At 30.6% G+C, this 15,496-nt stretch carries 12 protein-coding genes, 1 pseudogene and 1 riboswitch; of the genes and pseudogenes, 12 read left to right on the top strand and 1 reads right to left on the bottom strand.

From position 1 onward, the window contains the following. The first annotated feature begins 243 nt into the window (after nucleotides 1-243). From ACZ41D_RS00365 to ACZ41D_RS00330, 8 genes and pseudogenes are all read left to right on the top strand, one after another. A complete protein-coding gene (locus ACZ41D_RS00365) occupies nucleotides 244-1,599 on the top strand; it encodes a chloride channel protein (RefSeq protein WP_464151956.1) in 1,356 nt (451 codons plus the stop codon). A gap of 144 nt (nucleotides 1,600-1,743) precedes the next feature. Beyond that, the gene (locus tag ACZ41D_RS00360; RefSeq protein WP_464151955.1) at nucleotides 1,744-2,808 is read left to right on the top strand and encodes an Mrp/NBP35 family ATP-binding protein; all 1,065 of its coding nucleotides are present in this window, start codon (nucleotides 1,744-1,746) and stop codon (nucleotides 2,806-2,808) included. 300 nt (nucleotides 2,809-3,108) lie between these two features. Continuing rightward, nucleotides 3,109-3,450: pseudogene (locus tag ACZ41D_RS00355) on the top strand (copper ion binding protein); the annotation flags it as partial. Between the two features lie 132 nt (nucleotides 3,451-3,582). Then, the gene (locus tag ACZ41D_RS00350; protein WP_464153094.1) at nucleotides 3,583-5,427 is read left to right on the top strand and encodes a copper-translocating P-type ATPase; all 1,845 of its coding nucleotides are present in this window, start codon (nucleotides 3,583-3,585) and stop codon (nucleotides 5,425-5,427) included. Nucleotides 5,428-5,450: 23 nt separating this feature from the next. Beyond that, nucleotides 5,451-5,657 carry a heavy-metal-associated domain-containing protein gene (locus ACZ41D_RS00345; RefSeq protein ID WP_464151954.1) on the top strand — a complete coding sequence of 69 codons (207 nt, stop codon included), beginning with the start codon at nucleotides 5,451-5,453 and terminating at the stop codon, nucleotides 5,655-5,657. 222 nt (nucleotides 5,658-5,879) lie between these two features. Beyond that, the gene (gene spoIID, locus ACZ41D_RS00340; RefSeq protein WP_464151953.1) at nucleotides 5,880-7,307 is read left to right on the top strand and encodes a stage II sporulation protein D; all 1,428 of its coding nucleotides are present in this window, start codon (nucleotides 5,880-5,882) and stop codon (nucleotides 7,305-7,307) included. 148 nt (nucleotides 7,308-7,455) lie between these two features. Continuing rightward, nucleotides 7,456-7,722: a Veg family protein gene (locus ACZ41D_RS00335; RefSeq protein WP_464151952.1), complete on the top strand. Its 267-nt coding sequence runs from the start codon at nucleotides 7,456-7,458 to the stop codon at nucleotides 7,720-7,722. A 198-nt stretch (nucleotides 7,723-7,920) separates the two neighbouring features. Next, nucleotides 7,921-8,781, top strand: coding sequence for a L,D-transpeptidase family protein (locus ACZ41D_RS00330; RefSeq protein ID WP_464151951.1), 861 nt, complete (start codon nucleotides 7,921-7,923; stop codon nucleotides 8,779-8,781). 91 nt (nucleotides 8,782-8,872) lie between these two features. Here the strand turns inward: ACZ41D_RS00330 and ACZ41D_RS00325 are convergent, their stop codons facing one another. Then, nucleotides 8,873-10,444: a Na+/H+ antiporter NhaC family protein gene (locus tag ACZ41D_RS00325; RefSeq protein WP_464151950.1), complete on the bottom strand. Its 1,572-nt coding sequence runs from the start codon at nucleotides 10,442-10,444 to the stop codon at nucleotides 8,873-8,875. A 143-nt stretch (nucleotides 10,445-10,587) separates the two neighbouring features. Next, a riboswitch (Lysine riboswitch) is annotated at nucleotides 10,588-10,768 on the bottom strand. Nucleotides 10,769-11,070: 302 nt separating this feature from the next. Here ACZ41D_RS00325 and ACZ41D_RS00320 point away from each other — a divergent pair. The 4 genes from ACZ41D_RS00320 (at nucleotide 11,071) to ACZ41D_RS00305 (ending at nucleotide 15,496) form a co-directional block, all read left to right on the top strand. Further along, nucleotides 11,071-12,645 carry a DUF3794 and LysM peptidoglycan-binding domain-containing protein gene (locus ACZ41D_RS00320; protein ID WP_464151949.1) on the top strand — a complete coding sequence of 525 codons (1,575 nt, stop codon included), beginning with the start codon at nucleotides 11,071-11,073 and terminating at the stop codon, nucleotides 12,643-12,645. Between the two features lie 37 nt (nucleotides 12,646-12,682). Beyond that, nucleotides 12,683-13,534: a 4-(cytidine 5'-diphospho)-2-C-methyl-D-erythritol kinase gene (gene ispE, locus ACZ41D_RS00315; RefSeq protein ID WP_464151948.1), complete on the top strand. Its 852-nt coding sequence runs from the start codon at nucleotides 12,683-12,685 to the stop codon at nucleotides 13,532-13,534. Nucleotides 13,535-13,712: 178 nt separating this feature from the next. Then, nucleotides 13,713-13,928 carry a CLC_0170 family protein gene (locus ACZ41D_RS00310; protein ID WP_464151947.1) on the top strand — a complete coding sequence of 72 codons (216 nt, stop codon included), beginning with the start codon at nucleotides 13,713-13,715 and terminating at the stop codon, nucleotides 13,926-13,928. Between the two features lie 11 nt (nucleotides 13,929-13,939). Further along, a complete protein-coding gene (locus tag ACZ41D_RS00305) occupies nucleotides 13,940-15,496 on the top strand; it encodes a spore germination protein (RefSeq protein ID WP_464151946.1) in 1,557 nt (518 codons plus the stop codon).

Genomic DNA, 15,496 nt, shown 5'->3' with positions numbered 1-15,496 from the left:
TTATATATTATACAAACTCATCAATCGTTAAAATTTTCATTACTTTGATTATTTATGCATTGATTGTAATCAATAAATATTATATAATTTAATTGTTAAATAATTAATTATTATAGTTATTTTTTATTTAATAGATGAGTAAGTTGTATAATAAAATATTACATAAAATTTTGACCCTAAAGTAATTATACAATTTCTTAAAATAAATAAAAAAGTAATATTTAAGAGGTGATATATGAGGTAATGAAACAAAAAGTAAAAAGAGATTGCATTGAGGTAAGTGTTTTACTTCTAAGTGCATTAAAGTGGATTTTACTTTCGGTAATTGTTGGAGTGATAGTTGGCTTTGCTACAACTGTATTTTTGAAGCTCATTGATTTTGGGGATACAAATACTAGAAAGTGGTCTTATTATTTTTTATTAATGCCATTAGCATTTTATTTAAGCAGCTTACTAATTGTTAAATTTGCTCCAGATGCTGAAGGACATGGTACAGAAAAAGTTATAGAAGCTGTGCACAAAAGATGTGGTGATATTGATATAAAGGTAGTGCCTGTTAAATTAGTAGCTACATTAATTACATTATCATTTGGAGGTTCTGCAGGTAAGGAAGGGCCTTGTGCTCAAATAGGGGCAGGTATTGCATCTAAAGTATCTAAATTACTTAAGATGGAAGGAATAGATAAAAAAAGATTTGTGATATGTGGTATAAGTGCAGGATTTGCTGGAGTATTTGGTACTCCTATAGCTGGAGCTATATTTGCTGCGGAAGTATTATATGTTGGTAAGTTTTCCTATATCGTTTTATTGCCATCTTTAATATCTTCGTATGTAAGCTGTATGATTAGCAAACTGATGGGAATGGAGTATTTAACATATGATATTTCTTTTTCTCCTCAAAATGAGGTTTCAGCTATTTTATCAATGATTATATTTGGTATATTCGTAGGCTTTGTAGCAGTTGTGTTCATTAGAATATTACATATTATTGAGGAATATATTAGTAAAATAAATATTTATAAACCTTATAAAGGTATATTAGGCGGTATTTTCCTTATACTTATTGTATACATAACTAAAAGCAAGGATTACATAGGTTTAGGAACTCATATAATAGGGAATTCGATTTCAGGGCATGAGGTTTCGCTTTTTGCATTCCTAGTTAAGATTATTACTACTTCGGTTACATTAGGTTCTGGAGGTAGCGGTGGTATATTAACACCAGTATTTTATATAGGAGCTACTGTTGGGAATACTTGGGCACAAATTATAAATAGCAATATTGCTGTATATTCTTCTATAGGAATGGTAGCTTTTTTATCAGCATGTGCTAATACGCCTATTGCTGCTATAATTATAGCGATGGAGCTTTTTAACTTAGAAATAGCACCATATGCTGCTGTTGCCTGTGCTGTAAGCTATCTAGTTGTTGGACATAAAGGAGTGTATCCAAGTCAGATTTTGGCTATGAGTAAAACTCCATCCCTTGATTTTGATGGAAATTGTGAGCTAAAGGATATAAATGAATTAAGAGTAAAAAATAAATCTTGCGCATTTAACAGAGTAGCAAAAAAAATAGAGGCTAAAGTTGGAAAGTAGAAAAGAGCATACATATGCTCTTTTTTAATGGAAAAATATAATTAAAATTATATTTGGCTTATGCCAATAATAGGGGTATAATAATATTGTGATTAAAATAAATAGAAATAAACGAGGATATACTAAAACTGAGGAGGTATAAGTATGGAACTTAAAGATAAAATTTATAATGCTTTAAAAAGAGTAAATGATCCAGAGCTCCATAAAAACCTTGTAGAACTCAATATGATAGAAGATATTTCTATTGATGGAGATAAGGTAACGGTAAATGTGGCTTTAACAACTATGGGATGTCCTTTAAAAGCTACTATGGAAAAAGATATAAAAAAGGAGCTTAGTAATATAGAAGAGATATCAGAAGTAAATGTAATATTCACTCAAATGAGTAAAGAAAAATTAAATAATATAACCCAAAGTATTAATAATTTGCAGGGTAAAGAGGATCCTTTTAAGGGAACAAAAGTAATAGCAGTTGGCAGTGGTAAAGGTGGAGTTGGAAAATCTACTGTTACAGCTAATCTTGCTGTTGTTCTCAAAGAGATGGGATTCAAGGTTGGATTAATAGATGCTGATATACTTGGATATAGTATACCACAAATTATGGGAATAAGTGGAGTAAGACCGATAGTTTTGGATGAAAATATCATATTACCTATAGAGAGAAATGGGGTAAAGGTAATATCTATGGGTAATTTGGTAGATAAAAATGAAGCATTAATTTGGAGAGGCCCTATTTTAGGTGGTATATTAAAACAATTTTCAGAAGATGTATATTGGGGAGATTTAGATTATATGCTTATAGATTTACCACCTGGAACTGGAGATGTACCACTAAGTCTTATGCAACAGATGCCTAATGCTGAAATACTCATAGTTACTACTCCTCAGATAACTGCAGCAACTGTTGCCAAGAGATTAGGACTTATGGCAGAAAAGACAAACAGTAAAATAATTGGAGTTATTGAAAATATGTCATATTTTATATGCGATAAATGTGGAGAAAAACATTATATATTTGGAAAAGGAGAAGGAGAAAAACTTAGCAATGAGTTAGGAACAGAATTTTTAGGTCAAATACCACTAGTTACTTCTATAAGGGTAGATAGTGATAAGGGAGTTCCTGCTGTAACAGAAGATGAATCTTCTGTAGCAAAATATTATAGAAGTATTGCGGATAAATTAGTAAAATATAACGAAATGATTGAATAAATCATGATGAAAGTTGAGGAAATTGCATAATAAAAATTTGTTTTTTTAAATGAAAATAATTTAATATTATGCTATACTAAGGTAGGGTATATACCCTACCTTTAATAATTAAGTTTAATTATGTAATTTCCTCAATTTTATAAAAAATATGGTATTAAAATAGTTTATATATTATTTTATTAGCAAAAACTATGGGTATTAATAATATAGTCAATATTAAATAAAAATTATGAAAAAGAGGTGAAGAAGGTGCCAACAACTACAATAAAGGTTAAAGGAATGACCTGAGCAGCTTGTGCAAAGCGGGTAGAGGATTCTCTATCAAAAGTTGAAGGAGTAGAATCTGCTGTTGTAAATCTTATGACAGAAAATGCTACTGTTAAGTACAATTCAGATGTTGCAAGTATAGAAAATTTAGTTGAAGCAATAAAAAATTCTGGCTACCAAGTTTCGATTAATAAAGCTGAATTAGATATTGAAGGAATGAGCTGTGCTGCTTGTTCTGCTAGGATAGAAAAAGCTTTAAACAGAGTAGAAGGCGTTTACAAAGCTATTGTAAATCTTCCATTGAATAAAGCGGTAATTGAATATTATGAGGGAGAAGTTACTGTTGATACTTTGACAAAAATAGTTGAGAATACAGGATATAAAGCATATGCAAAAAAGGAAGGAGAAGGAAAGGACAGAGAGCTTGAGGCTAGAGAAAAAGAAATAAAAACTTTAAAAACATATTTTATTATATCCTTGATATTGAGTATTCCTTTATTTTCTGCTATGTTTTTTCATATGGCAGGTAAGCATACCATTTTAAGTAATGGATATTTTCAACTTGCTCTTGCAACTCCGGTTCAATTTATTATTGGATCAAGATTTTACAAGGGTGCTTACCATTCTATAAAGGGTGGTGGAGCAAACATGGATGTCTTAGTAGCTATGGGAACAACTGCAGCGTATTTCTATAGCTTATATAATTTGATAATAGGAGTTAACCAATTTTATTTTGAGTCATCAGCTGTAATTATTACGTTGATATTATTAGGGAAAATGATGGAAGCTGTAGCTAAAGGTAAAACATCTCAGGCTATAAGAAAACTTGCACAGCTAAGGCCAAAGACTGCTTTAGTTATAAGGGATGGTAAAGAAGTAACTATAGCTGTAGAAGACGTAATTAAGGGCGATATAGTTGTAGTAAAACCTGGAGAGAGAGTTCCTGTTGATGGTATAATAATAGAAGGTAATTCTTCTGTAGATGAATCTATGCTAACAGGAGAGAGTATACCTGTTGATAAAAAAGTTGGTGACGAGGTTGTAGGCTCTACCATAAATAAGCATGGTACATTTAAATTTAAGGCAACAAAAGTTGGAAAAGATACTATGCTTTCACAGATAATAAAAATGGTAGAAGATGCGCAAAATTCAAAGGCTCCTGTTCAAAGATTAGCTGATAAGATATCAGGAATATTCGTACCTTCTGTCCTTGTGATAGCTATTATTACTTTTTTAGGATGGATGATTATTAAAGGGGATTTTGCTACTGCATTAATTAATTCGGTTTCTGTCCTTGTAATAGCTTGTCCTTGTGCATTAGGGCTTGCTACTCCTACAGCTATAATGGTTGGTACAGGTAAAGGTGCTGAGAATGGTATATTAATAAAAGGTGGAGAACATTTAGAGAGAGCACATAATATAGATTCTCTTATGTTAGATAAAACTGGTACTATAACGAAAGGCGAACCAGAAGTTACAGACATAATTGTTTTTAATGGGGATGAAGATACTATGCTTACTTTTGCAGCCAGTGCCGAAAAAGGTTCTGAGCATCCTCTTGGAGATGCAATAGTAAAAAAAGCAGTAGAAAAGGACTTGATGTTAAAAGAGACAGATAAATTTGAAGCTATACCTGGACACGGAATATATGCTGTCATAGATGGGCAAGATATATATGTAGGAAATAGGCGGCTCATGGAAACTAAAAATATTGATATTTTAGATATTGAAGATAGTATATATACCCTAGAAGATCAAGGAAAAACTGTTATGATCATAGCTATGAACAATAGTATTTTAGGTATAGTAGGAGTAGCAGATACAATTAAGGAAACATCACCTGAAGCAGTTAAAGCATTGAAAAATATGGGTATAGAAGTATTTATGATAACAGGTGATAATTATAGGACAGCAGAAGCTATAGCAAAGCAAGTAGGTATAGAAAATATTGAAGCAGAAGTATTGCCTGAACATAAGACAGAAAAAGTAGAAAAACTAAAAAGCCAAGGTAAAAGTGTTGGAATGGTTGGAGATGGTATTAATGATGCACCTGCTTTAGCTGCTGCAGATGTAGGATTTGCTATAGGTACAGGAACAGATATAGCTATGGAGGCTTCTGATATAACATTGATAAAAGGAGATTTAAGGGATATTGTTACTGCTATAAAATTAAGTAGGAAAACTATGAAAACTGTTAAGGAAAATTTATTTTGGGCTTTTGGATATAACACTATAGGAATTCCATTGGCAGCACTTGGTTTCTTGAATCCAATGATAGCTGGTGCAGCTATGGCGTTTAGTTCAGTATCAGTAGTAAGTAATTCTTTAAGGCTTAAAAGGTTTAAAGCATAAATATATTTTAAGGAGGAATTTTAATGAAAAAGACTATAGTTATTGAAGGCATGAGTTGTAATCATTGTGTTATGGCAGTTAAAAACGCTCTTGGGAAAATTAATGGGGTTAAAAATGTAGAAGTTGAATTAGAGAATAAAAGGGCTTTAGTTGAAGGCGATGGGTTAATTGATAAAGATTTAAAAGAAGCAGTTGAAAATGCAGGATATGATGTATTAGAAATAGATTAAGAAATTTTGCTTATAAGGAAAGACCACGAGATGATTATCTTGTGGTCTTTTTAATTTCCTCTACTTCTTATATATGCCTTATATATGCACGATGTATAAGTTGATTTCATAATATATATTATACATTGCTTATATATACGGGCATTTGTACCCTTTTTAAAAAAGATTTTACACCAATTTTAACAACAAGTTTACACAAGTAGAGGAGGAATTATTTTAGATATGGATGAAAACAATATTTATATAAAAATATTTAATGTTATAAAAAATAAAGTAGAAAAAGATAGCCTTAAAAATGTTGTAATCGGGGCAGTTGCTAATCAAGTTGACGCAAATTTTCATATAGAGCTATTAAAAGCTCAAGCCGTTATTGCTAGAACCCTCATTATAAGGAGGGCAAGAGCATTTGGCGGTAAGGGGTGTAGTGAGCATAAAAACTGTGATATATGTAACGGTGAACATTGTATAAGACTTTACAAACTTAGTGAGTTAAGAAAGGTTTGGAAGGAAGACTATAATGTTAACTTTAAAAAGATAGATAAGGCAGTAGAAGAGACTAGTGGATTAATAATGGTTTTTAATAATAAACCAATTGAACCAAAATATCATGATACTTGTGGAGGATCAACTGAAAATTCAGAGATGGTTATTGATAACAAAGTTGTTTACCTTAGAAAAGTGCTTTGTAATTACTGTAAAGATTCTCCTAACTGGGCTGGGTATAAAGAAATACCTATAGAAGAAATAGAAAAAAAGCTAAAAATAAAATTTCCTAAACCTAATACTGATTATGTAACAAATATTACAGGATTTATTGAAGATGTAAACAAAGATGATGAAGGTAGAGTGATATCATTAACCATTGGTGGCAAAAAATTCAAAGGGAGAGATGTGGCAAGACTTTTAGATTTAGATTCTACTAGATTTAGCATAATCCCCACAAAGATAGGAGTTGCCACTATAGGTAAAGGACACGGCTTAGGACTTTGCCAGTATGGTGGGAATAAAATGGCAGAGGTTGGATATACTTTTAAGGATATATTAAATTATTACTTTACAGGCATTGATATTAAAAAGGTCCATATGCCTAGCGTAGAAAAACCTTTATGTGGTAGGATAATAGTTTTAGACCCTGGTCATGGAGGAGAAAATGGTGATGATGTGTATGGCCCTGGAGGCCTTAGAGAAAAAGATGTAGTTTTAGATATAGCTTTAAAATTAGAAAAGAAGTTAACAAAATTAGGTGCAAATGTACACCTAACAAGAAGAGAAGATGAATATTTACATTTGAGTAAACGGGCAGATATTACAAACAAAATTAAGCCTGATTTTTTTATAAGCTTGCACATGAATTCTTATAATAATCCAGCTATAAAAGGGTATGAAGCGTATTATTTTAGAGGGGACGGTGATAGTGAAACATTAGGCAAACTTATAGCATCTAAATTAGAGCAAAAATGTGGGATAGTAAATAGAGGGGTAAAAAACGGAGACTTTTTTTTGCTTAGGGAAGTGACTTCTAATGCTTTAATTATTGAAATAGATTATATTACTAATCCATTACAAGAATTAAAATTGCAAGACGAATCGTATAAAAATAAGGTTTCAGATTCAATTTTAGAAGGTATAGTCGAATATTATAAATATTAATAAAAAAATATTATTTTTTTCTAATATTTTGTTGATAAATAGTATTTGACAACGGTTTAAAAAAATAGTACACTATAAGTTTAAATTTGACAAAAAAACTGTAATATGATATCATATTAAATGGTATATATCGAAGGAAGGTGATTTTTTGTTAGAAAAAAACTCATTGGACAAGATAAGAGAGTGTGTAGAGAACTGTGTAGGACAAAAAGTTAGACTAAAAGCAAATAAAGGCAGAAAAAAGACTACTATAAAAGAAGGAATATTAGAAAGTGCATATCCTAGTATATTCGTAGTAAAGATTGATGGTGGATATAATACTATAAGAAGGGTATCTTATAGCTATTCTGATATATTAACAGAAACTGTAGAAGTAACTGTTTGCAGCGATGAAAGGAAAATACAGATTAGCTAATCTTACGACCGCCTTACTAAAAAGGCGGTTTAATTTTTTGAATTTTTATTTATTGAGGACAAGTTATTTGATATAATATTTCATATGAAGTGAGATGAGTTTAATATTTTAATTATTGTATATTGAAATACAGAAATATAATATTAATATTTTGCTAATTTTGTAAATAATAGAAAAATAAAAAGGAGAAATAATTATATGAAAATAAAGCTAATTTTAGGACTAATTATTACTTCATTAATTTTACAAGGTTGTTCTGAAGGCCAAAAAGTTCAAAAACCGCAACAAGAGCTTGTTGCTGCAATTAATACTGAAGAAAATATAAAAGATGAAACAAAAGAAAATGAAGTAGTAGAAGAAGAAAAAGACGTTGCTCAAAGGGATATAGAAGAGCAGAAAGAACAGATAGAACAGGAAGAAAAAGAAAAAAAGGTTGAAAAAAAATATATTGGAGAGACATTAGATGTTATGCATAGGAGTGGAATAACGAAAATATATGAAAGTGCTGACGAGAATTCTAACGTTATACGAAAACTTAAAGATTTAGAAGAAGTTGAGCTTCTTGAGACTATTCCCTATGGATGGTTTAAAGTAAAACTTACAGATGGTACCATAGGGTATGCAGATGCTAGGTATATTAGAACAAAGGAGATACCTCCACATGATTATGATCAAAATGTAGAAGGTTATGTATTAATATATACTCAAGATGATCAAACACTTAAGATATACAAAGATGGAGAGATGGTTTTACAGTCTAAAGGTTCAGCAGGATTGTGGGATAGTTTTACACCAAAAGGAATATTTCAGATAGAAAAAGGCCGAAGAGGAAAATGGTTTTATGTAGAACGGTTTAAACAAGGAATGAAATACTGGGTAGGATTTAAGGGAGTTTATCTTTTTCACTCATTACCATTTACTAAAGATGTTGAATTAATTGAAGAAGAAGCTGAAAAACTTGGACAACCTGCAAGTCATGGTTGTATAAGACTTCCAGTAGACGTGGCTAAATATATTTATGAAAATGTACCAGAAGAATCATTAGTTTTAATTTATTAAACATATAGAGGAAATTGCATAATTACTACAAGGTTAAACTATTTTATTATGCAATTTCCTCAATTAAAAAATGTTAGGTTCTTTTCTTTTTTTAGTTTTCATTAATTCCTAATGGTGCTTTAATCCTTTCTTCATCAGTAACTTTTACACCTACGAACATTGTTATTCCTACTAATATACAAACACCAAGTATTAATGATACAAATGGGTTAAAACCAAATCCAGCAGGTATAAAGCCTACTACTGTTGATACTCCAGCTACTGTTAATGCATAAGGCAACTGAGTTTTAACATGTGCAATATGGTCGCAGCCACTTGCCATAGAAGACATGATAGTTGTATCAGATACTGGAGAACAATGATCTCCTAAAACAGCTCCAGTTAATACTGCACCTATTGCAGGAATTAATAACTCTGGGCCACCTAATTCAAAAGCAAGTGGTATAGCTAGAGGCATAACAATTGAATTTGCACCCCATGATGTTCCAGTAGAAAAAGCAACTATGCATGGTATGATAAACATTATAAATGGAACTAGATATGGTGGAAGTGAACCTTTTGCTAAATTTACAATAAACTCAGCAGTTCCAAGTTCACCATTTACTCCGCCTAAAGACCAGGCTAAAACGAGTATTATACATGCTACAGTCATTGATTTAACGCCAGCTACCCAAGCGTCCATGATTTCTTTAATTGATAATATTCTTTGAACTACACTCATAACTCCTGCTATTATTATACCGCCAAAGGCAGCCCATAAAAGTACTACGCTAGCGTCGGCATTACTAAAAGCATCTCTTATTGATGTACCTTCTAATCCTCCGCCATTTATATATAAGCCTATTACAGTTATTATCAATACTGAAAGTATAGGTATTACTGCATTATACCATCTTTCAGTAGCAGCATTGGACTCTAATTCTGCAACTTCGTCTGATACCATTGGAGTTGCATCGTCATCAAACAATTTACCATCTACATAAGTCCTTCTTTCAGCCTTAGCCATAGGACCAAAATCCTTACCAGTAAAAATCAATATAAGTACAAATGCTAAAGCTAATAAACTATAAAATCTATAAGGTATTGTTTGTAAAAATACGTCATATGCACTCATATCTAAATTAAGTTTTACAAGGCCATCACGTATTAGTCCGGTTTCCATGCCTATCCATGTTGATACTAAAGCTATACTAGCTACAGGTGCTGCAGTTGAATCTACTACAAATGCTAATTTTTCTCTAGAAATTTTCATTTTATCAGTAATGCTTCTCATTGTATTACCTACTATTAAAGAGTTTGCATAATCGTCAAAGAAGATAAGCATTCCCATAAGCCATGTAGAAAACAATGTAGATTTACTATTTTTAGCTTTTGAAACAACGAGATTTGCAATTCCTTTTGTTCCTCCGTTTTTACTTAATATGCCTATAAGGCCTCCTATAGAGAGACAAAAGATTAAAATTGATATATTCCAAGAGTCTGTTAAAGAGCCCACTATATGAGTATCAAGAGTTCGAGCAAAACCTGTCAAGGGATTAAATCCAGTTAATATTGTTGCACCTACAAATACAGCGATAAATAATGAAAGAAAAACTTCTTTAGTAATTAATGCTAATATTATTGCTAATATTGGTGGTATAATTGATAACCATCCATATTCCATAAATATCTCCTCCTAATTTTTTACTTTATTTTTATTTTTTTTTACTAAATTTTTGAAATAAAAAAACACCTAATATGAGTATTAGGTGTTGTTTTTGCATATACAAAAAACACACATACTCATCCCCCCCTTTAAATCACCCTGTGTAGGATAGCTCTCCACCAAGATATGGGTGGTATCTTGGTGACAGTTTTACACCTATTCGATGTAAACCCAACCTTAGTTTTTGGTAACTAAGATTTCGGCGATAGCTCCTTTCTTTATACTTCACAGGCTTCCGGCCTCTGTATAAATACTCATAGATATCGCGCCTCTACCCCACCCCTTTGAGAGAGATGAGGTATCAATATTCAGTTGTTTTATTATTTATGTAATACTTTAACATAGGTATGTTTATATGTCAACATATATTTTATTAAAATTTTGACCTAAAAGTAATTATGTGATTTCTTCAATTAATAATTTTATCATAAAATAGATTTATATATCATAATTATTAAACAATACTACTTTTATGATTGTTTAAGCTTAGTAAATTTTATTAACTTCAATAAATTTTGGACATTTTATTAAAGATTATTGCATAGAGATATATTGATGTAAAATTGATTATAGGGGGGAGAAAATTGGCAATTGAGTTAATGAAAGATTTACTTAAAATAGACCAGACTGTAGGGAAGGATAGTATTAAAGCATTAATTGAAGGAGAAGTATTATTACCTGAAACTAAGCCAGAAATAGTTAAAGTTCTTGCTATAGATGGTGATGTTGAAGTAACTAGTTCAAAACTCGTTCAAGATAAGATTATAGTAAATGGATTTGTTAAATTTAGAATTATGTATAACTCTAATGATGAAAATCAAATGGTACACAGCATAGATTCTAGTACTGATTTTAGAGAGGAAATAGAAATTGAAGGAATAAATGATCAAATGACAGCAGAGGTAAAGGCAAATATAGAGCATATAGATTATGAATTAATTAATGAAGCTAAGATAGAAGTTAAGGCAGTTTTAGAAATTTTAGGAAAAGCAAAAACAAACAATTCTATAGATATAGTAAAAGATATTTCAGGTGAAAAAGGGCTACAGGTATTAAAAGAAAAAATCAGATATAAAGAGATAATTGGTGCTAATAGCACATCTGCATTAGTAAAAGAAGCCTTTGAGCTTAAAGATGAAATGCCAGATATTTTAGATGTACTTAGAACAGATGCAAAAGTTGTGGAAAAGGAAACAAAGGTTGTTGATGATAAAGTTATTGTAGCAGGTATTGTTCAATGTGGGATAATGTATATAGGTGATGATGATAATAACAGAATAAATTATGTGAACCACGAGATACCATTTACTCATTTTGTTGAAATGGCAGGAGTACAGAAGGATATGAACTGTAGTTTGAGCTTAAAGTTAGATGATATAAATTATGATGTAAAGGAAGATATAGAAGGAAATATAAGGGTAATAGATGTTGAATCATTAGTAAAAGTAGACGCAAGAGTATACGAATACAAAGATAAAGAAGTAACTGTTGACGCATACTCTACAAATAAAAAGCTTAATGTAAATAAACAAGAAATTTTAATTACAGAAAATATTAAACAAATAACATCAGAGTCAGTAGTTAAAGGAGTTATTAATACTTCTGAAGAAGGTATAAAGGTTAATAATGTATATCATATAGATTCAAAATCTACTATTACTGACTACAGAACTATGGAAAACAAGCTAATAATAGAAGGCTTTTTAGATTTATCAATGGTATTTAACGATAGATCTTCTGAACCTGTAAAGATTATAAAATATCAAATTCCTTTTAAAAATTATGTTGACATGGAAGAAGTAGATGATAGTGAAATAGATATTGAAATAGATAATATTATAAAAGATATAAAATACGAAAAGATAAATGAAACAGAAGTAGAAGTAGAGGTACTTACGCAGAACAATATAAATATTAATAGAATTAAGAAATTTAGTATTGTTACTAAAGCTGTAGAAACTGACGAAGAAATAGATATGGAATCTAGACCAAGTATAACTATATACATAGTACAGAAAGATGATACATTATGGGATATAGCAAAAAGGTATAATACTACTACAGAAGAATTAATTAAAACTAATGAGATATTATCTCCAGAAAATATTATGCCTGGAGAAAAACTCATAATAGAAAAAAATATAGATTTTGAAATATAATTTATAAATAACCTTAAGAGAAATGGAGTTGATAAACATGAATGAGATAATATTAGATGCATATGCTAAGATAAATTTATCACTTGATGTGTTATATAAAAGAAATGATGGGTATCACGAGCTTGAAATGATTATGCAACAGATAAACTTAAAGGACATTATAACTTTGAGGAAAATACCTAAAGGCATAAAAATAACTTGTAATAATCCTAAGGTTCCTCTAGATTCATCTAATTTAGTTTATAAAGCATATGTAGCTATATGTAATAGATGTAATATTCATAAAGGGGTATGGATAGACATCGATAAGAATATACCTATAGCTGGAGGTTTAGCAGGAGGTAGTGCTGATGCGGCTGCAGTTTTAAAAGGCTTAAACCAATTATGGGAGCTTAAATTAGAAGATAAGGAATTAATGAGCATTGGAGAAAAAATTGGATCCGATGTTCCATTTTGTATAATTGGAGGTACAGCTTTAGCAAAGGGAAGAGGAGAAAAACTCAAGGAATTAAAGAATTTTAAAGATAAATGGCTGCTTATTGCAAATCCAGATTTAGAAGTTTCAACAGCTTATGTTTATGGCAACTTAAATCTCTCTAATATTAATACTCGTCCCAATACGAAGGAGATTATTAAATGTATAAACAATGATGATATAGCAGGAGTGTCAAAAAGGATGGTTAATGTATTAGAAAGTGTTACTATAAAAGAATACCCTGTGATAAATGAAATAAAAGAAAGTATGCTTAAATTTGGAGCCTTAGGTAGCATGATGAGCGGTAGCGGACCAACGGTATTTGGAATATTTAAAGGTAAAACAGATGCAGTAAAATGCTATAATATATTAAAAGACAGTATAAAGCAACTTATAATTAGTAAAACTATGTAACGGCCTGAAAAGGGTCGTTTTTTTATGTGCATAATATTTTTTGTAGATGTAAATATTATAGATATACTTTGTGATGTATTTAGGTGATGTTTAAAAATTTAATATGAAAGGATATTTTACAATGCAGTGTAATTAGCTGATTAAATTGTTTCACTATATATAATAAGGAGCAATAAATATGGATATTTTTAGAATTATTATAGAAGAAATAAGAAAATTATATACTATATATGTTTTTTTAATTGTGACATTAATAGGCATATTAACAATTTTAATTGATTACAAAAGATTAAAAAGACAAAAACTATATAAAGATGCAAAAATAACAAAAATAATAGGTCTTATTTATTTAATAGGAGGGCCAGCACTTTATATTGTACTTAAAATAATTTAGGGAGGACTACTATGGGATTGTTTAATAATAAAAATGATAAAAAAAATGAAAGTATTATTCCCATAAACGATAGCTTGCAAAAAAACTTAAAACTAATAAAGGATATATTAAAAGACTGTGATGATATAGTTTATAGAGAATTTACTGCAGGAATAAAACAAGAATATAGTTTTGCAATTATTTTTGTAGATGGATTAATAGATAAGGACTTAGTTAGTGACAATGTATTAAGAAATCTTATGATAGAGTCTAGGATAGTAGAGCCAAGTCATAAGGTTATAAGAAATAAGCTTTATGATTTAATCATAGAGAAAAATCTTTCTGCTACTGAAATAAAGGAAATTGATAGTATAAACGAGGTTGTTGAAAATGTTTTAGCTGGTGAAACAGTATTACTTATTGAAAAATATGAAAAGGCTATAGTTGTTTCTTCTAGAGGCTGGCCTACTAGAAGTATTGGTGAAGCACAAAGTGAAACTGTTATCAGAGGCCCTAGAGATAGCTTAAATGAAACCCTTAAGATTAGTACAAGCTTAGTTAGGAGAAGAATTAGAGACCCTAAACTTAAGGTAAAAAACATGCAGATTGGAGTGAGGTCTAAGACTGATGTGGCACTCTTATATATTGAAGATATAGCTGATAAACAGTTGGTCAACGAGGTAAAAAACAGGCTTGAGAGTATAAATATTGATTCGATAATAGACAGCTCAGACATAGAACAGCTCATAGAAGATAGCAATATTTCACCCTTTCCCCAGATAGAAAATACAGAAAGACCTGATGCTGTAGCAGCTTCTCTTTACGAAGGAAGAGTTGCTATACTTGTAGACAATTCGCCTTTTGCTCTTCTTATACCAATTACAATTGGAACGATACTCCAGTCTTCAGAGGATTACTATAATAGATGGCTTTTAGCTACACTTGTACGAATAGTAAGGTATATAGCAGTATTTATTGTTTTGCTAGCTCCAGGACTTTATATAGCTATTACTTCATTTCATCCTGGCATACTTCCGACTCAATTAACATTGTATGTAGCTGCATCTAGGATAAATGTTCCATTTCCTGCATTTATAGAAGCTTTTTTGATGGAACTGACAATAGAGTTTTTGCGAGAAGCAGGAACAAGGTTATCAGGTCCTATTGGTGCAACTATAGGAATAGTGGGAGGCCTTATTATTGGTCAAGCTGCTGTAGATGCAGGTATAGTAAGTACATTAATGATCATAATAGTTGCAGTAACTGCTGTAGCTTCTTTTGCTATACCTAATTATGAGTTCGGTTCTGCACTTAGAGTTATGAGGTTTATCATCATGGTTTTTTCAGCTATATTGGGGTTATATGGCATTATGCTTGTACTTATTCTCATACTTACTCATATGGTAAAGTTAAAAAGTTTTGGAGTTCCTTTTTTATCTCCTTATACCAATATAAACAGGGAAAAAATGGATTTTAAAGACGCGTTAATTAGAGTTCCATCCTATAAAAAGAAAGCGAGACCTGAGTTTACAAGTACTAAAAATAAAAACAGAGGTTCAGGAAATACAGCTTATAGAGGTGATAAATAA

It is taken from the genome of Brassicibacter thermophilus, assembly GCF_055378355.1.
This window is presented reverse-complemented; position numbering and strand designations above follow the sequence as displayed.

Excerpts from the sequence above, each read along its gene's own strand:
- ACZ41D_RS00365 (WP_464151956.1), top strand. The coding sequence starts at position 244 with ATGAAACAAAAAGTAAAAAGAGATTGCATTGAGGTAAGTGTTTTACTT.
- ACZ41D_RS00360 (WP_464151955.1), top strand. The coding sequence starts at position 1,744 with ATGGAACTTAAAGATAAAATTTATAATGCTTTAAAAAGAGTAAATGAT.
- ACZ41D_RS00350 (WP_464153094.1), top strand. The coding sequence starts at position 3,583 with ATGTTTTTTCATATGGCAGGTAAGCATACCATTTTAAGTAATGGATAT.
- ACZ41D_RS00345 (WP_464151954.1), top strand. The coding sequence starts at position 5,451 with ATGAAAAAGACTATAGTTATTGAAGGCATGAGTTGTAATCATTGTGTT.
- spoIID (WP_464151953.1), top strand. The coding sequence starts at position 5,880 with ATGGATGAAAACAATATTTATATAAAAATATTTAATGTTATAAAAAAT.
- ACZ41D_RS00330 (WP_464151951.1), top strand. The coding sequence starts at position 7,921 with ATGAAAATAAAGCTAATTTTAGGACTAATTATTACTTCATTAATTTTA.
- ACZ41D_RS00325 (WP_464151950.1), bottom strand. The coding sequence starts at position 10,444 with ATGGAATATGGATGGTTATCAATTATACCACCAATATTAGCAATAATA.
- ispE (WP_464151948.1), top strand. The coding sequence starts at position 12,683 with ATGAATGAGATAATATTAGATGCATATGCTAAGATAAATTTATCACTT.
- ACZ41D_RS00310 (WP_464151947.1), top strand. The coding sequence starts at position 13,713 with ATGGATATTTTTAGAATTATTATAGAAGAAATAAGAAAATTATATACT.
- ACZ41D_RS00305 (WP_464151946.1), top strand. The coding sequence starts at position 13,940 with ATGGGATTGTTTAATAATAAAAATGATAAAAAAAATGAAAGTATTATT.